Source organism: Burkholderia sp. E168m15 (assembly GCF_016586105.1).
GTDB lineage: Bacteria > Pseudomonadota > Gammaproteobacteria > Burkholderiales > Burkholderiaceae > Burkholderia > Burkholderia orbicola.
The window spans coordinates 68,670-90,709 of sequence record NZ_BCPO01000102.1 but is presented as its reverse complement, the minus strand read 5'-3'; the positions used below and the strand labels follow the sequence as shown (position 1 = coordinate 90,709).

The following is a 22,040-nucleotide window of genomic DNA, read 5'->3' as shown; positions in this document are numbered from 1 at the left end:
CGAGAATAGGGATGCCCAATAATTCCGTCAATCGACATTACCTGAATCACTGATTCTGAAAAACAAAATCATGCCGCGTACCCTGGACGTCGACCTGCTGCGTACCTTCCACGCCGTCGCGAAGCTCGGCCGCTTCAAGGATGCGGCCGTTCATGTGAACCGCAGCCCGTCGTCCGTCACCGCGCAGATTCAGAAGCTGGAAGAGATGGTCGCGCAGCGGCTGTTTACGCGAAACAACCAGGCGGTCGAACTCACGCAGTTCGGCCACAAGCTGCTGAGCGACACCACCGAGTTTCTGTTGAGCCACGACCGGCTCGTCGAATCGCTGTCGCCGCAGATGCTGACCGGCAAGCTGCGGCTCGGCATCCCCGATTCCTACGCGGCGCATTTCATGGCGGAGTTCCTGCCGCGCTTCGCCGCCGACCGGCCGCTGCTCGAACTGACGGTCGAAGCGCGCTCCAGCGAAGAGTTGCAGCAGCTGTTCGCGCGCGGCCAGCTCGACATCACGATCGCCGTGGTGCCGAAAGCGCTGCCGCACGCCGAGCTGCTCAGCAAGACCCATCCGGTGTGGGTCGCCGCGCGCACCTTCAAGTTCAATCCCGATGCACCGCTGCCGATCGCGGTGCAACTGCAGGGCTGCCCATACCGCGATACCGCGCTGAATGCGCTGAAGAAGGCGAAGATCGCGCACCGGATGCTGCTCGAAAGCGCCAGTTCGCCGGCGGTCGAAGCGTGTATTGCGAACGGGCTCGCGGTCGGCCTGATCGAGCACGATCGCGTGTCGGGCAACCTGACGAGCCATGTCGCCGGCATCGTGCTGCCCGATCTGCCGCCGCACCTGATCACGGTGCTGACGGACGACAGCAATCGCGCCGCGCTGCATCTGCGCGACGTATTGAAAAGTACGTTCAGGATCGGATAGGGAAGACAAGGCCGGGAAACCGGCCTTGCAAGCAGAAACGAACCGCCGGAAAAACTGCCGCCGGCCCGTTGCAGGCCGGCGGCTTCCCGTCGATCAACCGCCGAGATACGCCTGCTTGATGCGGTCGTTCGCGAGCAGGTTCGCGCCCGTGTCGGCCAGCACCACGCGCCCCGTTTCGAGCACGTAGCCGCGATCGGCCACGCCGAGCGCCTTGTTCGCGTTCTGCTCGACGAGGAACACCGTGACGCCTTCGTCGCGGATCGTGCGGATGATGTCGAAGATCTGCGCGATCACGAGCGGCGCGAGGCCGAGCGTCGGTTCGTCGAGCAGCAGCAAACGCGGCTTGCTCATCAGCGCACGGCCGATCGCCAGCATCTGCTGCTCGCCGCCCGACATCGTGCCGGCCCGCTGCGTCGCGCGCTCCTTCAAGCGCGGAAACAGCTTGAACACGTGCTCGATGCCGTCGTCGATCTCGTGACGGCTCGCGAAGAAGCCGCCCATCTTCAGGTTCTCGAGCACCGTCAGGCTCGGGAACACGCGCCGCCCTTCCGGCGAGATCGCCATTCCCTGCCGCATGATCTGGTGCGTCGACATCGCGGTGATGTCGTTGCCCTCGAACAGCACGCGGCCCGACGACGCGCGCGGCGTGCCGCACACGGTCATCATCAGCGTCGTCTTGCCGGCGCCGTTGCTGCCGATCAGCGTGACGATCTCGCCCTTGTTCACCTCGATCGACACGCCCGCGAGCGCTTCGACCGCGCCGTAGTGCGTATGGACCTGTTCCAGCTTCAGCATCACTCTTCCCCCAGATACGCCTTGATCACGCGCGGGTCGTTGCGGACCGCTTCCGGCGTGCCGATCACGATCGGCCGGCCGTGCTCCATCACGAGGATGCGGTCGGACACGCCCATCACGAGGCTCATGTCGTGTTCGATCAGCAGCACCGATACGCCGAATTCACGGCGCAGCTTGTCGATCAGGTGCTGCAGCTCGATCTTTTCCTGCGGGTTGAGGCCGGCCGCCGGCTCGTCGAGCATCAAGAGGCGCGGCTCGGTGATCATGCAGCGCGCAATCTCCAGACGCCGCTGGTGCCCGTACGACAGCGTGCCGGCCGGCCGGTTGGCGACCGCCGTCAGCCCCATCCGGTCGAGCCACACGGCCGCGCGCTCGAGCGCTTCCTTCTCGGCGTGACGGTACGCGGGCGTCGCGAACAGGCCGTGCAGCAGCCCCGCCTTCACCTTGCGATGCTGCGCGACGAGCAGGTTCTCGACCACGGTCAGCGACTTGAACAGGCGAATGTTCTGGAACGTCCGCACCAGGCCCTTCAACGCGATCTTGTGGCTCGGCAGCCCGGCGATCGCATGGCCGTCGAGCACCACGTCGCCGCCGGTCGGCTTGTAGAAGCCGCCGACGCAGTTGAACACCGTGGTCTTGCCCGCGCCGTTCGGCCCGATGATCGCGAACACCTCGTCGCGGCGCACGTCGAAATCGATGCCGTCCACCGCGAGCAACCCGCCGAAGCGCATCTGCAGCCCGGCCACCTTCAACAGTTCTGCATTCGCGCTCATTGCGGCAGCTCCACGTGGGGACGGCTCGCGGGCAGCAGGCCCTGCGGACGCCACATCATCATCAACACCATCACCAGACCGAAGATCAGCATCCGGTATTCGGCGAACCCGCGCGCGACCTCCGGCAGCACGGTCAGCAGGATCGCCGCGAGAATCACGCCGAGCTGCGAGCCCATCCCGCCGAGCACGACGATCGCGAGGATCAGCGCCGATTCGATGAAGGTGAACGATTCAGGATTCACGAGGCCCTGACGCGCCGCGAAGAACGCGCCGCCGATGCCCGCGAACGCCGCGCCGAGCGTGAACGCCGACAGCTTGATGCGCGTCGGGTTCAGGCCGAGCGAACGGCATGCGATCTCGTCGTCGCGCAGCGCTTCCCATGCGCGCCCCATCGGCATGCGGATCAGGCGACTCGTCACGAACAGCGTGAAGCCCACCAGCAGCAGCGCGATCAGGTACAGGAAGATCACCATGTGCTCGCCGCTGTATTCCAGCCCGATCAGTTCATGGAAGGTCTTCGCGCCTTCGACGCTCGCCGAGCGCGCCATCTCGAAGCCGAACACCGTCGGCTTCGGAATGCTCGAGATGCCGTCCGGGCCGCCGGTGAGGCTCGTCAGGTTGTTCGCGAGCAGGCGGATGATTTCGCCGAAGCCGAGCGTGACGATCGCCAGATAGTCGCCGCGCAGGCGCAGCACCGGGAAGCCGAGCAGGAAGCCGAACGTCGCCGCGGCGATCGCCGCGATCGGCAAGCACTCCCAGAACGACAACCCGAAATACTGGTTCAGCATCGCGTACGTATAGCCGCCGACCGCGTAGAACCCGACGTAGCCGAGATCCAGCAGCCCCGCGAAACCGACCACGATGTTCAGCCCGAGGCCGAGGATCACGTAGATCAGCGCGAGCGTCGCGACGTCCACCGCGCCGCGCGAGCCGAAGAACGGCCATACGAGGCCAACGGCGAGCAGCACCCAGATGATCACGCGCTGTTGCTGCGCGCCCATCGTCGGCGCCGCCGGCAGCTTCACGGCCGCTTTCGCGCGCATCAGCCACGGCTTGAACAACTGGAACAGGAACACGGCCGCGACCGCGATCCACACCGGGCGCCAATGCGGCGTCAGCACGACCTGGTAACCATCGAGCTTCAGTTGCAGCCCGAGCACCGGAATCGTGAGGATCGCCGTCAGGATCGCGGCGGCCACGGCGTTCTTCAGCGCCTGGCCGAACGACGCGTCGGCGGCCGGGCGGCGAACGGAAATGACTTGACTCATCTGCGTCTCCCTCAAACCTTTTCGATGTCCGACTTGCCGAGCAGGCCGGTCGGGCGGAAGAGCAGGATCAGCACGAGCAGGCCGAACGCGACCACGTCCTTGTACTCGGCCGGCATGTAGCCCGCGGCGAAGGTTTCGGCCAGGCCCAGCAGCACGCCGCCGAGCATCGCGCCCGGAATGCTGCCGATCCCGCCGAGCACCGCGGCGGTGAACGCCTTGATGCCCGCGACGAAGCCGATATACGGATTCAGCTTGCCGATCGTCAGCCCGATCAGCACGCCGCCGACGGCCGCCAGCATCGCGCCGAGCACGAACGTGAACGAGATCACGCGGTTCGTGTCGATGCCGAGCAGGTTCGCCATCTTCATGTCCTCGGCGCACGCGCGGCACGCACGGCCCATCCGCGAATGCGAGATGAACAGCGTGAGCGCGATCATCAGCACGAGCGTCACGCAGACGATCAACAGGCGCGCATACGGAATCGTCACGTCGTAGTCGCCGCCGAGATGGATTTCGAACGCGCCGGAGATCAGCACGGGCACCGACACGTCGCGCGCGCCCTGGCCGATCTGCACGTAGTTCTGCAGGAAGATCGACATGCCGATCGCGGAGATCAGCGGCACGAGGCGCGGGCCGCCGCGCAGCGGCCGATACGCGACGCGCTCGACCGCGAAGCCGTACAGGCCGGTGACGATCACCGACACGATCAGCGCGGCGCCGAGCACGAGCGGCAGCGGATAGCCGGCGGAGATGCCGATGGCCGTCAGGGTCACGAGGCCCACGTACGCGCCGATCATGTAGATCTCGCCGTGGGCGAAGTTGATCATGCCGATGATGCCGTAGACCATCGAATAGCCGATGGCGATCAACGCATAGATCGCACCCAGCGTCAGGCCGTTGACCAGCTGCTGGGCGAATTGAGGAAAGAAGTCAGTCATGTGCGGGAAGCTCCCGTTGGCATTGGGTCGCATGCCGTCGCCGGATCACGGCGGTCGGCCGCGCGCAACGCACGGTGTCGTCTCGGGCCGCCCTCCTTGGCCGCGCACGGGGAATGCGCGGCCAATACGCACCCGCCCCGTCCGGGTTTCGGACAGGGCGGGCGCACGGGCGGGTACTCCGTCTTACTTGGCGGCGGTCTTCGTCGCGTCCTTGTGCCACGTGTACACGACGAACTTGAACGCCTTCAGGTCGCCCTGTGCGTCATACGCGACCTTGCCGATCGGCGTGTCGAACGTCGTCTTGTGCATGTACGCGGCGACCTTCGTCGGGTCGGTCGTCTTCGCTCCCGCGATCGAGTCGGCGATGATCTTCACCGCGGCGTACGCCGGCATCTGGAACGGGCCGTTCGGGTCGCGCTTCTTGTCCGCGAACGCCTTCACGAGCGCCGCGTTGGCCGGATCGGCCGAGAAGTCGGCCGGCAGCGTGACCAGCATGCCTTCCGAAGCCGGGCCGGCGATCGCCGTCACGTCCTTGTTGCCCACGCCTTCAGGCCCCATGAAGGTCGCCTTCACGCCCTGCTCGCGCGCCTGGCGCATCAGCAGGCCCATTTCCGGGTGGTAGCCGCCGAAGTAGACGAAATCGACGCCTTGCGACTTCAGCTTCGTGATGATCGCCGAGTAGTCCGAATCGCCGGCATTGATGCCTTCGAACAGCACGACCGGGATCTTCGCCGCTTCGAGGTCCTTCTTCACCGACGACGCGATGCCCTGGCCGTACGACTGCTTGTCGTGCAGGACCGCGACCTTCTTCGGCTTCACGTTGTTGATGATGTAGTGCGCGGCGGCCGGGCCTTGCTGGTCGTCACGGCCGATCGTGCGGAAGATGAAGTGGCGCTTCTTGCCTTCCGTCAGCTGCGGCGCGGTGGCCGACGGCGTGACCATCACGATGCCTTCGTTCTCGTAGATGTCCGACGCGGGAATCGTCGAGCCCGAGCACACGTGGCCGATCACGTACTTGATCTTCTGGCTGACGATCTTGTTGGCGACGGCGACGGCCTGCTTCGGTTCGCACGCGTCGTCCATCATCACGACTTCAAACTTGTTGCCGCCCGCACCGCCGGCCGCGTTGATCTGTTCGATCGCGGTCAGCGCGCCGGCCTTCACCATGTCGCCGTACTGGGCGACCGAGCCGCTCATCGGACCAGCGATGGCGATCTTCACGGTTTCCGCTTGCGCGGCGGCGGCGCCGGCGGCGAACAGCACGGCGGCGACGGAAATGGACGTAAGACGGGACAGCGTCATCTGGGAGCTCCTCGATGTTGTTTAGTCATACGGGCAAAGGCGGCATGACTTGCGCAATCGAACAGCACCCGGGGCGAGGACATGGGACACGCCCGAGACACATAGAAGACGGAACTCCAGCGGAATGTTGCGTAGCGGGGCCCGGCTCTTGCAGTCCCCGAAGGGGACGTCTGGTTCGGAAAGACATCGTGATGCGTCTTGCATTGCGCAAGCGTTTCGCCTGCCCCGCTTGCCAACTGCTCGTTCGGAGGGATGGTCCGACAGCCGTTGGCAAGGCAACCGAAATTATATGGGCGTTTTTTAATCGTCTGTCAAAAATGCCTGTCGACCGAGGGAAAACACGTAGGCTTTTGAGATAGGTGGGTGGCGATCGGGGCGCAACCCCGGGGAGGCGAGAACGTTTGCTTCGAGTGCAATCGGGTTGCTATTTTGGCAAGAAGGCGGCGCGGGTTCCTTGCTGGGCTTGGCGTTCGGCGATGGAGACTCCCCGGTGATGCGTTTTTTAGGTTGCCAAGGGCCCTGGTCGCTGGAAATCAATCGACTGATGATTGTGTGAGCACGCACCATGACGGGGCGCTCGGTGAAGCGGCAATCCTTACTGTTTATCTACGAAGCCAAACAATTTGAAAGCTTTTTGATATTTCCGTGAAATAATACGAACTCGCTTCTGCAATCCAGCCAGCCTCCCTGCAAGTCGCCTTCGCCGCGCCTCGCAGTCGCTTCAGGGCCGCTTCGACGCCCCCTCGTCGCTCAGCCGCCAGCCAGTGATCTGCCGTTTTTGTTCAATGCACATCACCTGCTTCGGATCGCCCATGAATTGCCCCATCCGCCTCTCTTCCGCCGCCGCGATCGCGTGCGCGCTTTCTGTTTCTGCCGCCCATGCCTCGGGACGCGATACGCTGACCGATCGGTCGGCCGGTGCGAACGTGTTTCGCTCGGAGCGGCGTGCGGCTGCTCGGGATGACGGGCATGCGGCGCGGATGAGCCGCCGACGGGTGCAGTTCGCTGCGCCTGCCGAACGTAGCCCGTTCGATACGCCGGATACGCGGCCGTTGCGGGTGACGAGCGACGCGCTGGTGGCGCCGCTGCCCGCTTCTTCCGGGCGTGAACCCGATTTCGTCTTGCCGCCGAACCGCGTCGCGCTCGGCGCGGGCGGGAGCGATAGCCTGGGTCGCGCAGTGCCCGGGTATGAGCAGCGCGAGCAGAACTGGAATGAATACCTGCGCGCGAACGGCTCGCGGCCTGCTGGAAGTGGCGGTTCGTATGCACCGCAGCGGCCGTACGATGCGCCGCGCGGTCCGCATGGGGCGCCGAATCCGTTCGATCCGTCGGTGCCGCAGCCCGAGACGCGGACGTTTTATGACAATGGATCGGGGACGAAGTGCACGGCTACCGGTGGTGCGGGGACGTCGCGGTCGTCTTGCGATATTGCTTGGTGAGGTGGGGTTTTGGGGTAGCTGCCGCTTAGGGCTGTCTACCCTGTCCGGCGCGCTGCGCGACGTTGCGCAGCGCGGTCGCCTCTGTCGGCGTTGCGCTTGCAGCTGCGGGATGATCACGCTCGCCAGACTCAATCTCGATCCGCGCGATGAGTAGCTCTAGATAACTCTATCCCACGAGCCGTTTTCCGCCCTCTCCGGTTCCACGAATACCCAAATCGAATGACACCGAGTGCAGCGATAATACGTTGCAGCGCCTGCCGCCCCCTGCCCCTCGGAATCAAAAGGCGGCGGAACAATTTCCGCGAGAACTCCATTGGTAACGGCAACGTCGCGACGTTGCGAATACTGCTGATACTCTTGGCGCGATACGAATTGCTCGGGCGAACCAATCCCGAGACAGTAGTCGCATGCAGGAAGCAACTGCGCGATCACCCCATTGCCCTGCGCTTCGCTCCCTCGCTTCAACTTCTGCAATTGACCTCGCGGAATTTGTGCCTCGACACGCGCGCTTTCGTTGCCTAACCACACGCGCAGTTGCCGCAAATCAATGTCCCGATCACGATAACGCCGAAGCATGCTCTCAATATCTTGATCCACGGCTATCACACTCATTTATCAACCAGAGCACTCCAGTCGCCACGTCACGATTCGATTGCGCCAAAGAACCGATGATCATGGCGACTGCCGTGCGTCCGTCGAACAGTTCGATCAATAAACCATATCGGTCAAATCCGGTCGGCGATCCAGTTCGCGCCACCCGCTTCGCGCACAGCCCAAACGTCCCCGCAGATTTATTGCCCGCAAGGCAGGCACTGGCTCAGCCACGCGCGTTGCTTGCGCAGCTGTGTCGGGACACTGACTAGCACCGCGTCGTCCGCAACGTGGGCAAGATAGCCGTTGACCGCCTTGAGACCATCAAAATCGACACCCGAAAAATAAAAATCCGCACTTCAAAAAGACATCGGCCTGATGAAAATATTCTTCGAGATCGCGACACGAACAGGGCCAACTCGCTATCACGCCAAACGTGTATAGGCTTTGACTACCAAATAGACGTTTTCAGAAAACTTATTGAATACTCTTCCTAACATCACGCGTAAGCGTCGCCGTAATCCTTCGCTTTCCAAAAAATATCAGCCCCCGAACTTTTATATAGCTCATCAAGCAACTCAGAAAAACTTAACGCTATTATTGGACAACTCCCAACTACACCATGAACTTCGAAATTACTATCGTAACATCTTCCATTCCTTTCCTTGGAGGTATCAATGGATATGTAGTCACCGTTGTCTGTTTTACAGATTGCATACCACGAAAAAGAAATATCGTCCTCACACGGATCACCCACAATGATCATATTGGTTTGCAACACATCACCGGCAGGTAATATCTTGAAAGAAATATTATCTTTCCCGGGTCTGAACAAAATCACACCACCGCAAAGATTGTAGAATTCGACCATATCATTCGGATATGCCATGTCGGCATGTGGCAGCTGCGGTAGCTTTCCGCTCGCCGGCAACACTTGGCATCTACCATCGGATCTTATGATCTCGACAATTTCCTTAATCGACCTCATATGTCCCTCTAAAATTTCACCGGATCAAACTCACCCGTGTACAAATACTGATTCAACGCCCTGTAGTACGCATCCCTGCTCGCCTGCGGAACTTTTGCAGCATCAAACATTTGCTCGGACAGCGCCTGCATTTCTCGATTGCTTACGGCTTCCCAATCAACTTTTCCACCAACTGGGCGCCCGGTTTTCATAGTCAACCAATCTCGGTACGCAGCCTTTGTCGCAGCATGCGACTCAGCGGACAAAGCAATTGTTGGCGATTTAATCGGATATTTCCCACCGTAATCTGGAACATTCTTGGCCATCCATACATCGAGTACTCCATGGTGGTTTTCTAAAGGCGAATTGCTTGGTCGATATGGAACAACATCGTACTCTTTAACGTCCTCGCAGCCGCTCAATCCCAGCGGATCAACCCACGCGTCTGGCGCGTGCACATAGCCTTGCGTTCTAAATCCACCTTCAAGGCCAATCGGATCGCAACTAAGATACTGCCCTGAATCTGGATCGTAGTATCGATTCAGGTTGTAGCACAGTCCCGTCTCGTCGTCGGCCCATTGACCGGGAAAACGCAACGTCGTATCGATTGAAATTGCCGCGCCCTGCGCATCGTTCGCTGCTCGTCTGGCCGGCAGCGGTTTCCCCCACAGCGAGTACGCCCCCTTCCACACAGTCGTGCCATGTTCGTCGAACGCCGCCTTTGGCAAACCGACCTGGTCCGTCAGAATTGAAAAGATACCGCTGTCGGTCTCCTGCGCGAGCGGCGAGAAACTGCCCGGCTCGATATGCCAGGTCACGACTTGGCCCGTCGTACCATCCCGCTGCTCGATCCAGCGCTCGGCAAGCATCGGACCGTCCCACAGGAACCTCACCGTTTCACGGCCGCCGACTTGCTGCTTCTCGATCCGGCGATTGAAAGCGTCATAGCGATACGCCCAAACACCGCGCTCGGGCGTAACGACCTTCACGAGCCGATTGAGGCCATCCCACGTGTATTGCCACGTTTTCGGCCTGAACCCCGGCTGTTCGACCGTCTTCTCGATCGTGCGGCCACGTGCATCGTATTGATAGCGTGCGTAGCCAACCTGTTCCGGCAGACCTCCGCGGCGATAGTGGTGGGCATCCACAGGTGCCCGTTGCCCGTGCGCGGCAATGTTCATCACAGCGTCATAGCGGAAGTGCTCGCTTGGCTGCAGCAGACTTTCTGCGGAGATGATCTGGCCGCGCTCATCGCGCTGGTAGGTGAGCGTATCCGCGCCGGTGTCCACTCGCTCCAGTTGTCCGGCTGCGTCGTAGTGATAGACCTGCCGCGTCAATTGCTCGAGCGCCCGGGCCGGATCGGCTTGCAACGCATCGAAGGCTACGGCAGGCCCTGCAATCTGCCGGCGTATACGGCCGAGCGCATCGTACTGTTGCTGCGCGACAAAATCTCCCGCCTGCCGCCCGATCTCGCGCCCTAAGCCATCGCGCCGGATCGTCAGCCCGGCGACCTGCGTGAGCGCACCCAATGCATCATAGGCATAGGCCGTCTCCCGCCGAGGCGTCAGCCGAAGGCTCCGCTGGCCGTCCGCGTCGTAGACGTGCCTCAACAGTTCGCCATGCTGATCTTCTCCGATCAAGCGGCCATTCCTGTCGTAGGCAAAGCGCGTCACGTGAACGTGCTCGCCCTGGACCTCCGCCGACGCCAGTCGTCCGCTCGCATCGTAGCGGTAAGCAAGCTTCACGTCGCCGGCATCGATCTCGACGAGCCGGTCGGATGCATCGTACGTATAGCGCCACTGGCCACCGTCGGGCAGTGTCTTCGCCAGCAGGCGGCCGACGGCATCGCGCTCATATCGAGTCGCGCGGCCGCCCCAGTCGATCTCGGCCGCGAGACGCCCGGCCGCGTCGTAGCGGTACGTGTAAGTCTCTCCCAGAGCATTGATGACCTTCGTCAGCCGGGTGGCATGGTCGTACTCGAAACGCGTTGCATGACCGGCCGCGTCGATCGACGCCGTAAGCAAATCGAACGGGCCATAGGTTCGCCGGATCGTACGTCCGAGCGGATCGATCCACTCGACGGGCAGGCTCTCGCTGTTATATCGCGCCCTCGACACCGAGCCATCGGGGCGCGTGATCGCGCTCAGCAGACCGCGCGGATTTGCCGGGCCGTCAGCATAGTCGTAACGCGTCACGTGCCCATCGGGCGACGTCTCCTCCAGCAGCCGACCCAGTACGTCTATCCTGCGCCTGAAGCGCGCACCTGTCGGCAACTCGATGTCGGTCAGCCGCAACCGGTCATCGTAGTCCAGGCGCGTCTCGCGATCACCCTGAACCACCCGCAGCAGTTCGCCTCGGGGGCCGTAGCGATAGGCAGTTCTGTTGCCGTCCGGCTCGGTGCGAGCAATCAATCGATACAGATGGTCATACTCGAGCCTGATCCGGCCGCCGTTCGGCAAACGCGTGCCGGTAAGGCGCTGCTCGTCGTCATAGTCGAACTCGACCATCCTCCCCGAGCTTTCGACGACCGAAGTCAGTTGACCACGCTCGTCGTATCGATAGTCCGTCCGTCGACCCAGCGGATCGATCCGGGCCATCAAGCGACCAAGCTCCCATTCGGAGCGAGTGCAATGGCCGAGCGGATCGGTTTCGGCCGTTACGAGACCTTCATCGTTATAGTCATAGGTCCATTCTCCGTCGACATCGATCACCCGTGTGCGACCGGCCTCGTAGATGAACCGACCTGTGTGATAACCCTGCTGCGTGCCGGTCTCGACGACACGACCAGCGGTGTCGTACCGATATCGAACGTCGGTCTGGTCCGTATCCCGCCACTGGGTCATCCAGCCGTGTTCGTCATACGCGTAGTAGAACTGGCCAAACTGGAAGCTCGCCACGTGGGTAAGCATGCTGTTCTGGTAGTCGTAGTCCACGAGTGTCCGGGAACCGCCGTCCGCATCGTGAAGAACGATCCGTTCCAGCCGTCGGTCGCGCCCGTGACAAACAATCTCGAGCCGATAGCCGTCGCTATGGGCCATACCACTCAAACGGCCGGCAATATCGTACGAGAGAACGATTGCGTTACCGTCGAGGTCCTCGATCCGTTCGAGGCGAGACGAACGCCCATCGACGAGCGGCGCGAAAATACGTAGTTGCCGCGTATCGCGATCGAAGATGCGCGGTTCGAGCCGGCTTCCGACCAGCCGATAGCGCGGCTCGCGCAGGTTGATGCCGTTGAGCGCCATATCCGGCGCGTCAAAGCCGATCACCAGGCCGGCGCCGTCGTGGAATCTCACGAAGCGGCCGCCATCGAACGTCAGTTGTTGCGACCAGTTGTCCGACCAGCGGTGACCGAGCAATCCATGGTCGTCCGATCGAGTCCGATAGCGTCGCTTGAACTCGAGAGGCAGGATGCCGGGAATGACGAGATCCGTACGGATCTCGAGCATTTCGCCGGACACCGGATCAACCGGGTCCTTGCACGTCGGCCGGTTCTCGTCCTTGATGCCCTTCTGTTCCGCGGATCGGGTGGGCTCAGGCTTGAATTTTTCGCGCAACCCCCGCAGCCCCTTGCCGGCAAATTTTCCGACTCCGCCTCCTACGATCCCGCCGAGCAAACCCGCCAGGAATTCCTGAGTCGCGGACAACTCCGGGTTCTTCGGACCGTAGTGTCCAGTCGTCTTGTCGATCCAGATGCTGTTGCGCCCCGAATTGACCTTGCCGCTACAGTGCGTTTCGTGGCCGATCCGCACCAGCGGCAGACCGTTGACGAACACGGTCTTGCTGCCGTCGACGAGTGCCTGCGGCACGCCGGAATGGTGATCGCATTTCACCAGGTCCGTGACACGCGCCACCTTCTTGCCTTCGAAGTACACGTTGCTCGAACCGGTGACGATCTCGCCACAGTTGCTGCCCATGCTCTGGCTCGCCGACGCGAGCGCACTCCCCAGCGTCAGGCCGCCCGCCATGCACGCGCCGACGATCAGCGCGCCGGCGAGTCCACCGGTTGCCACGGTCGCCGCCACTGCCACGCCAATCGCGACTCCCACGGCAATGCCGGCGAGAATCCCCATAAAACCCGACGAGTGCGCGATCCGATCGCCAATGCAGGCGGGGTGCGGATCGCCGCGACCGATCGTGAGGCCGAGCGCGTCGCCAACCTGCGTGAATTCCTTCGATAGCCAGCCGGTCACGCCAACCTTGTCGAGCGCCCACGCACCGCCGACCGCAATCGCCAGCGGAAGCATGACGGTGCCCGCCGCAATCGCGCCCGCGCCCAGTGCCGCCCCGCCGGTCGCCCCACCCGCGAGCGCCGTACCGGCGGCACCCAGCCCGGCGGCCGTCCCCTCGACGGCGGTCAGGCCCGCATCGGCGCCGAGCATCCCGTAGTTGAGGTGCTCGTAAAACGGCTGCTCGGCCGCTTTCGCGGCTTCACCGTCCTCCAGCCCGGCGATCTGATCGAGACGCTCCTGGGCGCTGCCGCTCGGCTCGTTGTAGTTCGGCGTGTCCGACATTGCGGCCTCAGACCGGATCGCGCAACTGAAGGCTCTGAATCACGGTCCGGATTTGTTCGCGCTGTGTGTCGCTCAGCGTACCGGGCGCGGTGAAGGTGAGCATCAGGACAACCTGCCCGTATTCCACCATCGTCAACCGCTGATGAATGAGCGCCTGGTTGTTCGTCCAGGTGAACTCGTGCACGTGTGCAGCGCGCCCGGATACCGTGGCGTCTTCATTCGCCACCTCGGCGTAATCGGGAACCTGCTTCGCCACTTTCCGGATTTCGCTCGTCACATATTCGGCGAACTTCATGCCCCACGGCAGCCGCTCGCGCGTGATCACGAAACTCACGCCCTCCGTGCCAGTCGCCGCCGACACGAACACGTTCATCGTTTTGTCCTGCCATTCCACGGGCAGCGCCAACGTGCCTTCCTGCATCTGGTACATGCTTTGTTATCCTTATTGGTTATTGGTATTAGCCGTTCTTCGGGTTGATGTCGGTTCGAGCAGCCTGGATATTGATATTGCCGTCATCCAGATGGATCACCGACTCGCCCTTGTAGATGTCGATCGAGTCGGCTGTCATGTGGATCCGCGTGCCGCCGTCGCCGCCGATCTTGATCCAGAGTTCCTTGGCTTCCAGCGTGTGCACACCCTGCGGAGTCTGATGCAGCGTATTGCCCTGCACGACAACGTCCGACAGGTTGCCAACCGCGATGGCCGTCGTATGGTTGCCCTTGCCCACCTCGACGGTCCGGTCGCCTTTGAGAACCTGAGTCCACTGAGCGTCCTCGACCACGGTATGCATGTCCTTCTGCGCATGCATGTAGAGCATCTGCGCACCATTGACGTCGCTCATCAGCAACTCGTTCGACCCCTGCCCCTTGTGCGTCTGGCTCTTGATCCCCATCGTCTGGCCGGCCGCGCCGTGATACGGGTTGCCCTGCTCGCCGTTGAACACGCGGCCGACGATCACGGGGTTATCCGGATCGCCCTGATTGAACGCCACCAGTACTTCCTGCTTGATCCGCGGAATCGCGGCCGCGCCCCAGCCGTCGCCCGCCCACGGCTGCGACACGCGCACCCACATCGAATCGGAGCCGTCCTTCTTGCCGCGCCGATCCCACGGGAAATGCACTTTCACCGCGCTGCCGTTCGTATGAATTTCCTCGCCCTTCGGCCCGACGACGATCGCCGACTGCGTGCCGTGAATCACCGGCTTCGGCGTCGCGCGCGGCGCACGGTACGGAATCTTCTTCGGCAACAGCGAGAAGCTGTTCCGGTACGGCAGCTTCGCGCTGTGCTGCGTATAGTCGTTCACGGCCTCGTGACGCACGTGCAGGATCACGTACTCCTGGTTGTTTTCGAGGACGGGATGATTCGCGACGGTCACGGCGCCCGCCGTGGTCATGCGCCACGCGTAGCCGCCGCCGGTATAGCGATGGGCTTGCGCCTCCTCGGCCTCCATCGCGAAACGGGCGTAGCGGTTGCCGTCGTCGCCGTGGTCGTACAGCGACTGGTGCTCGAACCGCTCGGTCGCGTCGAGCCGCGCATGCTTGAGGTTTTGCGGGCCGGCCTCCACCAGCATCAGCGGCGACGACGGATTCTGGTGATTGAAGTCGCGGAACGTGACCTTGCCGACGCCGAAGCGCCGGCCTTCGTGCAACTGGTCGATGCCGCTGTCTTCGCTGGCCTCGGTCGCGGCGAACGGCACGGTGGCGAGCCCGTCGATCGGGCGGAACAGCAGGTTCGTGTCGCCGATCACGAGAAAGTGCTTGTCCTTCTCGTAGCGGTGCGTCCAGATGAGCCCTTCCTGCTCCATCAGCCGCGCGCAGAAGTTGTAGTAGCTCTCCTGGTACATCACGACGTACTCGAGCGGCTTCTGGCTGGTCCGGATGTCGAACGTGAAATCGGAAAACCCGTGTTCCTGGAAGATCTCGGTGAGGATGTCCTGCGCGGTCTTGTTCTGGAAGATCCGGCAGTCGGTCGAGCGCGTCAGGAACCAGAACCACGGCACGGCCGTCAGGTGGTATTGCGTGACGTTGCCGGGGTTGCCGGCGCGATCGAACGACGCGACGTAGCCGTCGAAGTAGCGGTCGTTGTCGCCGCCGCCCGCCGCCACGACGCGTTCGAGCGTCGACAGGCGCGCCTGCTGGTCGAAGCGGATCTTGACCTGCTGGCCGATCAGGTCCTCCGGGCGCAGGTCGTGGCGATGCGACAGCAGGTCGAGATGGATTTCCGGCAAGCGGTTCACGTGCTCGTCGACGACGGCCGCGCTGACCAGCAGCACATCCGGGCCGAGCGGCGTATCGAGCGTGACGTAACGATTGAGCTGGGTCAGGCGCGCGGGGTTGGCGGCGCCGTTGATCGCGTCGGCGATGGCGCCGGGCGTCTTCTCCATCAGCGAGAAACCGGTCTGTGCGAGCTGCAGCGCGCGCTGGACGGTGTCGACGTGCCCGGCCAGCCCCGCGAGCGGCCCGAGGCTGCCGGCCACACTCGACGCCACCGGGCCGGCGAGGCCGCCGAGCGCACTCAACGAGCCGAACGCACCACCACCCAATCCACTGGGAATACCCCCATTCGGAGCGAAACTCATTCTTGTTCCTTGCGTGTGATCTCAGGTTCCATCGGCCGGCTCGCCGGTCCGCAGCCACGATAATGTAGGGTAAAACCCGACCGCTTGAAAGTCTCCGGCAAACGTTTGCTTTCCGACCCTTAAAATCGGAAAAACGGACCGGCAGCCGGACGCGAGACCGCGGTCGCCCACGGCCAGGCAGCACGACGGTCGGCAATGGAAACCGTGTCACCCCGCATGTCTCGACAGGCCGCACGGCGCGGGACACGGCGGCGATCAACGGATGCTGGAGTATCCGCGTGACAATGGCGGGAAACAGCTGAGACTGACCGCGCTAGGGCCTTCCCGGGTCAGTGTTTGAACGAACATACTAGAGACGACCTCCTCGTCGGCAAGCGTGCAATCGCCATCCCGGCGCACCACCCTCATCGCGGCGAAACCACGATCGCCGCCCGCCGATTCTGCGCCCGCCCTGCCGGCGTCCTGTTATCCCCGACCGGGTCGAGCTTCCCTTTTCCGACGATCGCAATCCGCTTCGCATCCAGCCCGACGTCAACCAGCTCGACCGCAACGACTTCCGCTCGCCGCCTGGACAACTCGGCGTCGTAAGCAGCCGTCCCCTCGTCATCCGAGTACCCGTACACGCGCACTCCGTTGATCCCCGCCGACCGCAAGGTCCGCCCGATCCGTTCCACGATCCGGCGCACATCCGGCTTGAGGTTGTACCGGTCGAAATCGAACAGGATCGGCCCGGTCGACCCGAATTCGAATCCCTGTCCAGTCTCCTGGAACCCGGCCGACTTCAGCGCCGTCACCTGCGTCTGCGTCAGCCCCCGATGAAGCGGCGGCGGCGTCTGGCAGCCCACCAGCAGCATGCACAGCAGCAGCGCGCTCCCGACGCACGTCCGCCCCGTGCTCACAGGAAACGAGTGGTTCATTTTGCCTCCCCTTCCATCGCGCCCGCCCTGCAGGCGCTTCTTTTAACCGCCGCCGCGGCCTCGCCCGCGGCGCGAGTCGATCGAGCTCAAACCGGCCCTGCAACGCTCTCCGCCAACTGCCACGATCCCGGCCGCGCACGCTTGGCGCGGTACATCGCGATATCCGCCGCGCGCAGCAAGCCGCTCGCGTCCAACGCGTGATCGGGATACAGCGCAACGCCGGCACTCATCATGGTGGCCACCACGCGGCCGTCGGACAGCTCGATCGACGGTGCCATGCCGGACAAAATCTCGTCGGCGATCCGGCACACGCTGCCCGCTTCAGGCACCGCCGCCAGCATCACCGCGAATTCGTCGCCGCCCAGGCGCGCGACGAGATCGGTCTCTCGCACCCGCGTGCGCAGCCGCGATGCGATGTCGATCAACACCGCGTCCCCGGCGTCGTGACCGAAACCATCGTTGATCTCCTTGAAGCGGTCGCAGTCGAGATAGAGGACGGCGACCCGCTGCCCCGTCAACGTGGCATCGCAAAGCGCAAGCGCGAGGCGCGACTCGAACTGCACGCGGTTGGGCAACCCCGTGAGCGCATCGTGCGTCGCCTTGTGCTCGAGCGACGCGTTCTCGTCGCGCAGCGTGTTCTGCCAGTCTTCGAATTCGTCGAGCAGCGCGTTGAAGTCGTCGCCGAGCTGGTTCAGTTCCGCGATCGCCGCCGGCTCGACGCGCCGCGCGAACGCGCGCTCGCGCCGCACCGCGTGCGCGACGCCGGCCAGCGCGCGCAGCGGCGAAACGATGTCGCGCAGCAGGCGTTTCGAACTGACGTACGCGCCGAACACGCTGACGGCCAGGCAGCCGAGAATGCCGCCGACGCCGCCGAGCAGGAAGCCGAAGAACTGGTGGCCGCGGCCGCGCACGACGACGTGGCCGACGATGATGCCGTCGTGCATCACCGGGACGGTCACCGGCCCCGGCAGCGCCACGTCGGCCACCGCGCGCTCGAGCCGCGCGAGGCCGTTTCCGGCCGGCAACTGCCACGTGGCGAACAGTTGTCCCTTGCTGTCGGTGACGACCACCTGCGCGACGTCCTCGTCGCCGGCGATCATCCCGATCGCCTCGTTCGCCGCGACGCGATCGCCGAACACGAGCGCCGCCTCGACCGTATAACCGAGCGAGCGCGCCAGCAGGTTCAGGTTGTTGCCGGCATACGCGCGCAACGCGATCACGGCGACGACGATCAACGACACGGCGGCCATCGTCACCGCGACGAACGCGAGGCGCAGGTGCGCGCGCCGCAGCACGCTTTGCAGCGTCGGGCGCGGCGGGCGCGAAGCGCGAATGGGAGGCACGGCGCGTGTCATGGCGTCACCGGCCGTCGTGCGAGATTGAGAACGTTCGGATGCACGCGCACGCCGCTGCGTGCGACGGCGTCGAGATTGATGTCGAACGACACGCGGTCGCCGTCGACGTCGAGACAGAACATGCCGCCCGCCGTGCAAGACGGATCGTGTTCCGCGATCGTCAGCACCGGATGGCCGGCCAACGCGGCTCTCACCCGCGCGCGCGCGTCGTTGCTCAAGGCGCCCAGATAGACGACGTCGCACGCGATGCCGAGCGACGGATCGTCGGAGCGCACGCGTTGCACGTCGAGCACCGTCGAGCCGGCCTGCAGCGTGTCGGTCAGGCCGCCCGCATAGTCGGGCCTGCCGGTCACGCACAGATGCAGGCGCACGGGCGTGGTCGGCCAGCGCGTGAAGCTGATGATGCCGAGCACCACCTGACGCACGGCCGTGTCGTGTGACGAAAAGGCGGAACCTGTCGGGCTGGCCGGCGTGGCGGTGGTGGCAACTTGCACCGCATCGACCGCGGTCTCGTCCATCACGGCAGGCGCGCCGGCGACGACCGGTACGGCGCTCAGAACGCAAACGATTGCGGCAAACGCATGGCGGAACGTGGCGACTCGGCCCCACTGGCCGGACGCCTTTCGCGCGGCGAATGCCGCCGCACACGCTGGCGTCGATGCGACCGCAAGACTCGCAGCCGCCGCGCACACACTTGCATCCATGATGGAAACATCTGCCGCAGTCGTTCCCGGCCCCGCCTCCTGCCTGCCATGCGCGTGCAGGCACCGTATCACGCGCACGATTCCTTCCATCTTAGGTAAAAATTCGTATCCCAAACCAGTGGGATACACCCGCGAATCCTGCCGGAAAGCATGCCGAACCGGTGCTGCGGCAACCCACGGCGGTCCGGTGTCGGCGTCGGCACATTGATCTGCGGATTGAACCCCGGCTCACGGCAAACTTCATCCATCCGCCAGTCACGCATTCAAGCATCTCGCGGGCGTCAAACGGCTCGATCCGCCATGCGTGTACGCTCCACGGCCGTACGGGCCACGCGGTGGACAATGAATCGATATCGACGAGAATGTCCGCTCGTCCCGCGGCCATACGTCGGAATGCCGGATCCAGCCTGCACAACGGAGCGTCATGAAAATCGAAAACTCGGAACTCGAAGCATTCGTCGCCGTCGCGGAACTCGGCACGTTCCATCGCGCGGCGGAAAAACTGAACCTGACCCAGCCGGGGCTGTCGCGCCGCATCCAGAAACTCGAGCAGACGCTCGGCGTCGAGTTGTTCCAGCGCACCACGCGAAGCGTGACGTTGACGGGTGTCGGCCGCCAGTTCCTGCCGATGGCGCGCGAGCAGATCGCGCAGCTCGGCATGATGCTGTCGTCGATCCAGGACATCGCGCAAAAACGTTACGGCAAGGTGCGGCTCGCGTCGATCCCGACGATCGTCGCGCAGGCGCTTCCCGACGTACTGCGTCGCTACGCCGCAAAGTATCCGCACGTCGCCGTGCAGATCCTCGACGGCAATCACGACTTCGTGCTGTCGCAGGTGCGCGCGGGCATCGCCGAATTCGGCGTGAGCCTGCATCCCGGTGACGACGACGATCTCCTGTTCGAACCGCTCTTCACCGACCGTTACGTGCTCGCGGCGCACAACGACGATCCGCTGGCGCGCGCGGACGCCGTCACGCTCGGGGAGTTGCGCCAGGCGAAGCTGATCATCGGCGGTCGCGACAGCGGCAACCGCCTGCTGCTCGAAATGCTGATGGGCCAGGAAGCGGTGCGAGCCCGCTGGTTCTACGAAGTCGAGCACATCTCGTGCGTCGCGGCGCTGGTGGCGGCCGGGGTCGGCTGCGCGATCCTGCCCGAGAGCGCACTGCGTGCGTACGGCTCGCCGGCGGTGCGCGCGGTGCCGATCGCGAGCCCGACGATCGAGCGCACGGTCGGCATCGTTCGGCATCGCGGCATTTCGATGTCCAGCTTCGCGGGCGACCTCCAGGCGCTGGTGAAGGCGTCGTTCGCGTGACGCCGCGGGGCGGCACGGCGGCGCGCCGCATTGATGCCGGTTTCGCATGAATCGCGAGCCGAACGGCATTGGACACCCGAAAAATGGCTGGGGACGATGGGGGCGAACATGAACGACGGAAACGGGTAACGCCCCGAATCCGGACGGATTCAGGAGGAACCACCATGCATTTCGACGTGATCCTGCGTCGCGGCGAGTTGATCGACGGCACCGGGGCCGCACGCTTCGAAGCCGATCTCGGCGTGACCGGCACGCGCATCGCGGCGATCGGCGACCTGGGCGGTGCGACGGCCGCGCATACGGTCGATGCGAGCGGCCTCGTCGTCGCGCCGGGCTTCATCGACAGCCACACGCACGACGACGCGTTCGTGCTGACCGATCCCGACGTCGAGCCGAAGGTCGCGCAAGGCGTCACGACGGTGATCGCCGGCAACTGCGGCATCAGCCTCGCGCCGCTGCTCGCCGAAAGGGACGTGCCGCAGCCGCTCGACCTGCTGGGCGCGTGGCAGGCGTTCCGCTTCCCGTCCTTTCGCGCCTATCTCGACGCGCTCGACGCCACGCCCGCCGCCGTCAATACGGCGGCCCTGATCGGCCACTCGACGCTGCGCGTGCGGCACATGGCCGATCTCGATCGCGCGGCCAACGCGGCTGAAATCGCGGCGATGGCGGCCGACGTGCGCGAAGCGATGGCGGCCGGTGCGTTCGGCGTCTCGTCGGGCACCTTCTACCCACCCGCGGCAGCCGCGACGACGGACGAACTGATCGACGTGTGCGCACCGTTGCGCGAGACGGGCGGCGTGTTCGCGACGCACCTGCGCGACGAAACCGACGCGATCATCGCGTCGCTCGACGAAGCGTTCTCGATCGGCCGCGCGCTCGACGTGCGCGTCGTGCTGTCGCATCACAAGGTGGCCGGCAAGGCCAATCACGGCCGCTCGGTCGAAACGCTCGCGCATATCGACGCGCAACGCACGCGTCAACCGCTGTGTCTCGACTGCCATCCGTATCCGGCCACGTCGACGATGCTGCGCGCGGATCGCATCCATCAGTCGTCCCGCGTGATCCTCGCGTGGTCGAAGCCGCATCCCGAACTCGCGGGCCGCGACTTCCATGAACTGCTGCCGCTGTTCGGCGATTCGGTCGACGCCGCGATCGACGCGCTGCGCCCCGCCGGTGCGATCTACTTCGTGATGGACGAAGCGGATGTCGAGCGCATCGTTCGTCACGAACTGACGATGGTCGGCTCCGACGGCCTGCCCAACGACATGCGCCCGCACCCGCGGCTGTGGGGCACGTTCCCGCGCGTGCTCGGAGAATTCTCCCGCGAGCGCGGCCTGTTCCCGCTCGAAACCGCGGTGCGCAAAATGACGGGGCTCACCGCCGAGCAGTTCGGCATCGCCGAACGCGGGCGGCTCGCGGTCGGTCATTACGCCGATCTCGTCGTGTTCGACCCCGTCCGCGTGATCGACCGTGCGACGTTCGCGAGCCCGACGCTGCGCCCCGAAGGCATCGAGCACGTGTTCGTCAACGGGCAGGCCGTGCTCGAACATGGCCGGCACACCGGCACGCGTCCCGGCCGGGCGCTGCGCCGCGACATCTAGAACCGGCCGATCGGCGGCGCGCGCTCGCGCGGTCGCGGCAGCCGCCCCGAAGGCCACCTGCAC

17 protein-coding genes are annotated in these 22,040 nt (G+C 64.1%); 4 read left to right on the top strand and 13 right to left on the bottom strand.

Features of this window, described 5'->3' with window-relative positions; translation table 11 throughout:
- Positions 1-70 precede the first annotated feature (70 nt).
- Positions 71-922, top strand: a complete 852-nt coding sequence (locus JMF86_RS17390; RefSeq protein WP_011547156.1) for a LysR substrate-binding domain-containing protein — start codon at positions 71-73, stop codon at positions 920-922.
- Between the two features lie 93 nt (positions 923-1,015).
- On the opposite strand, the gene JMF86_RS17385 is transcribed toward JMF86_RS17390, so the two are convergent.
- The 5 genes from JMF86_RS17385 to JMF86_RS17365 all read right to left on the bottom strand — a co-directional run bounded on the left by JMF86_RS17385 (position 1,016) and on the right by JMF86_RS17365 (position 5,998).
- Positions 1,016-1,717: an ABC transporter ATP-binding protein gene (locus JMF86_RS17385; RefSeq protein WP_011694813.1), complete on the bottom strand. Its 702-nt coding sequence runs from the start codon at positions 1,715-1,717 to the stop codon at positions 1,016-1,018.
- Positions 1,717-2,490, bottom strand: a complete 774-nt coding sequence (gene livG, locus JMF86_RS17380) for a high-affinity branched-chain amino acid ABC transporter ATP-binding protein LivG (protein WP_006480715.1) — start codon at positions 2,488-2,490, stop codon at positions 1,717-1,719. Before livG ends, JMF86_RS17385 begins: the two co-directional genes overlap by 1 nt.
- Positions 2,487-3,758: a high-affinity branched-chain amino acid ABC transporter permease LivM gene (locus tag JMF86_RS17375; protein WP_006480714.1), complete on the bottom strand. Its 1,272-nt coding sequence runs from the start codon at positions 3,756-3,758 to the stop codon at positions 2,487-2,489. Before JMF86_RS17375 ends, livG begins: the two co-directional genes overlap by 4 nt.
- A gap of 11 nt (positions 3,759-3,769) precedes the next feature.
- Complete coding sequence (gene livH, locus JMF86_RS17370) at positions 3,770-4,696, bottom strand: high-affinity branched-chain amino acid ABC transporter permease LivH (protein ID WP_012339584.1); 927 nt, start codon at positions 4,694-4,696, stop codon at positions 3,770-3,772.
- A gap of 183 nt (positions 4,697-4,879) precedes the next feature.
- The gene (locus JMF86_RS17365) at positions 4,880-5,998 is read right to left on the bottom strand and encodes a branched-chain amino acid ABC transporter substrate-binding protein (RefSeq protein ID WP_006480712.1); all 1,119 of its coding nucleotides are present in this window, start codon (positions 5,996-5,998) and stop codon (positions 4,880-4,882) included.
- Positions 5,999-6,783: 785 nt separating this feature from the next.
- Between JMF86_RS17365 and JMF86_RS17360 the strand changes: the two genes are divergently transcribed.
- Entirely contained in the window at positions 6,784-7,437 is a 654-nt protein-coding gene (locus tag JMF86_RS17360) for a hypothetical protein (protein ID WP_011547153.1), read from the top strand.
- 156 nt (positions 7,438-7,593) lie between these two features.
- Here the strand turns inward: JMF86_RS17360 and JMF86_RS17355 are convergent, their stop codons facing one another.
- The 8 genes from JMF86_RS17355 to JMF86_RS17320 form a co-directional block, all read right to left on the bottom strand.
- A complete protein-coding gene (locus JMF86_RS17355) occupies positions 7,594-8,034 on the bottom strand; it encodes a hypothetical protein (RefSeq protein ID WP_226292312.1) in 441 nt (146 codons plus the stop codon).
- 493 nt (positions 8,035-8,527) lie between these two features.
- Positions 8,528-8,917, bottom strand: coding sequence for an SMI1/KNR4 family protein (locus tag JMF86_RS17350; protein ID WP_226292313.1), 390 nt, complete (start codon positions 8,915-8,917; stop codon positions 8,528-8,530).
- Between the two features lie 107 nt (positions 8,918-9,024).
- The gene (locus JMF86_RS17345) at positions 9,025-13,509 is read right to left on the bottom strand and encodes a DUF6531 domain-containing protein (protein ID WP_011547150.1); all 4,485 of its coding nucleotides are present in this window, start codon (positions 13,507-13,509) and stop codon (positions 9,025-9,027) included.
- Positions 13,510-13,516: 7 nt separating this feature from the next.
- Positions 13,517-13,939, bottom strand: coding sequence for a DcrB-related protein (locus JMF86_RS17340; RefSeq protein ID WP_011547149.1), 423 nt, complete (start codon positions 13,937-13,939; stop codon positions 13,517-13,519).
- A gap of 28 nt (positions 13,940-13,967) precedes the next feature.
- Positions 13,968-16,088, bottom strand: a complete 2,121-nt coding sequence (locus JMF86_RS17335; protein WP_011547148.1) for a type VI secretion system Vgr family protein — start codon at positions 16,086-16,088, stop codon at positions 13,968-13,970.
- A 404-nt stretch (positions 16,089-16,492) separates the two neighbouring features.
- Entirely contained in the window at positions 16,493-17,005 is a 513-nt protein-coding gene (locus JMF86_RS17330; protein WP_011547147.1) for an OmpA family protein, read from the bottom strand.
- An 86-nt stretch (positions 17,006-17,091) separates the two neighbouring features.
- On the bottom strand, positions 17,092-18,360 hold the full coding sequence (locus tag JMF86_RS17325; RefSeq protein WP_011547146.1) for a diguanylate cyclase domain-containing protein: 1,269 nt from the start codon (positions 18,358-18,360) through the stop codon (positions 17,092-17,094).
- Positions 18,357-19,064, bottom strand: coding sequence for a YfiR family protein (locus JMF86_RS17320; RefSeq protein ID WP_041489359.1), 708 nt, complete (start codon positions 19,062-19,064; stop codon positions 18,357-18,359). Before JMF86_RS17320 ends, JMF86_RS17325 begins: the two co-directional genes overlap by 4 nt.
- A gap of 424 nt (positions 19,065-19,488) precedes the next feature.
- Here JMF86_RS17320 and JMF86_RS17315 point away from each other — a divergent pair, with 424 nt between their 5' ends.
- A complete protein-coding gene (locus tag JMF86_RS17315) occupies positions 19,489-20,376 on the top strand; it encodes a LysR family transcriptional regulator (RefSeq protein WP_011547144.1) in 888 nt (295 codons plus the stop codon).
- A 164-nt stretch (positions 20,377-20,540) separates the two neighbouring features.
- Entirely contained in the window at positions 20,541-21,977 is a 1,437-nt protein-coding gene (locus tag JMF86_RS17310; RefSeq protein ID WP_011694815.1) for an amidohydrolase family protein, read from the top strand.
- The last annotated feature ends 63 nt before the right edge of the window (positions 21,978-22,040 follow it).

Coding starts and splice junctions, on each gene's coding strand:
- JMF86_RS17390 (WP_011547156.1), top strand. CDS start 71: ATGCCGCGTACCCTGGACGTCGACCTGCTGCGTACCTTCCACGCCGTC.
- JMF86_RS17385 (WP_011694813.1), bottom strand. CDS start 1,717: ATGCTGAAGCTGGAACAGGTCCATACGCACTACGGCGCGGTCGAAGCG.
- livG (WP_006480715.1), bottom strand. CDS start 2,490: ATGAGCGCGAATGCAGAACTGTTGAAGGTGGCCGGGCTGCAGATGCGC.
- JMF86_RS17375 (WP_006480714.1), bottom strand. CDS start 3,758: ATGAGTCAAGTCATTTCCGTTCGCCGCCCGGCCGCCGACGCGTCGTTC.
- livH (WP_012339584.1), bottom strand. CDS start 4,696: ATGACTGACTTCTTTCCTCAATTCGCCCAGCAGCTGGTCAACGGCCTG.
- JMF86_RS17365 (WP_006480712.1), bottom strand. CDS start 5,998: ATGACGCTGTCCCGTCTTACGTCCATTTCCGTCGCCGCCGTGCTGTTC.
- JMF86_RS17360 (WP_011547153.1), top strand. CDS start 6,784: ATGCACATCACCTGCTTCGGATCGCCCATGAATTGCCCCATCCGCCTC.
- JMF86_RS17350 (WP_226292313.1), bottom strand. CDS start 8,917: ATGGCATATCCGAATGATATGGTCGAATTCTACAATCTTTGCGGTGGT.
- JMF86_RS17345 (WP_011547150.1), bottom strand. CDS start 13,509: ATGTCGGACACGCCGAACTACAACGAGCCGAGCGGCAGCGCCCAGGAG.
- JMF86_RS17340 (WP_011547149.1), bottom strand. CDS start 13,939: ATGTACCAGATGCAGGAAGGCACGTTGGCGCTGCCCGTGGAATGGCAG.
- JMF86_RS17335 (WP_011547148.1), bottom strand. CDS start 16,088: ATGAGTTTCGCTCCGAATGGGGGTATTCCCAGTGGATTGGGTGGTGGT.
- JMF86_RS17330 (WP_011547147.1), bottom strand. CDS start 17,005: ATGAACCACTCGTTTCCTGTGAGCACGGGGCGGACGTGCGTCGGGAGC.
- JMF86_RS17325 (WP_011547146.1), bottom strand. CDS start 18,360: ATGACACGCGCCGTGCCTCCCATTCGCGCTTCGCGCCCGCCGCGCCCG.
- JMF86_RS17320 (WP_041489359.1), bottom strand. CDS start 19,064: ATGGATGCAAGTGTGTGCGCGGCGGCTGCGAGTCTTGCGGTCGCATCG.
- JMF86_RS17315 (WP_011547144.1), top strand. CDS start 19,489: ATGAAAATCGAAAACTCGGAACTCGAAGCATTCGTCGCCGTCGCGGAA.
- JMF86_RS17310 (WP_011694815.1), top strand. CDS start 20,541: ATGCATTTCGACGTGATCCTGCGTCGCGGCGAGTTGATCGACGGCACC.